We start from the raw sequence: 304 nt of genomic DNA, 5'->3' as shown, positions 1-304 counted from the left end.
GCCTTCTATGAGCCAAAAACCAACTATTCCAACAGTTGGACAACCTTCCGCGATCCGTCCCCCCATCGCATCATACGACGGTGCAGGAATATTAACCTGCTTCCCATCAGCTACGCATCTCTGCCTCGCCTTAGGGGCCGACTCACCCTGCTCCGATGAACGTTGAACAGGAAACCTTGGGCTTACGGCGTGGAGGCTTTTCACCCCCATTATCGCTACTCATGTCAGCATTCGCACTTCTGATACCTCCAGCATCCTTTACAAGACACCTTCGCAGGCTTACAGAACGCTCTCCTACCATATC

The 304-nt window shown here is 52.6% G+C and carries 1 rRNA gene; it reads right to left on the bottom strand.

The features are described 5' to 3' along the window. Window positions 1-304, bottom strand: a 23S ribosomal RNA gene (locus K0F86_RS27200); the annotation flags it as partial.

This window comes from Janthinobacterium sp. UMAB-60 (assembly GCF_900095235.1).
Lineage (GTDB): Bacteria > Pseudomonadota > Gammaproteobacteria > Burkholderiales > Burkholderiaceae_D > Janthinobacterium.
Note: the sequence above shows the minus strand (reverse complement) of the source record. Positions and strands in the feature narration are given on the sequence as shown.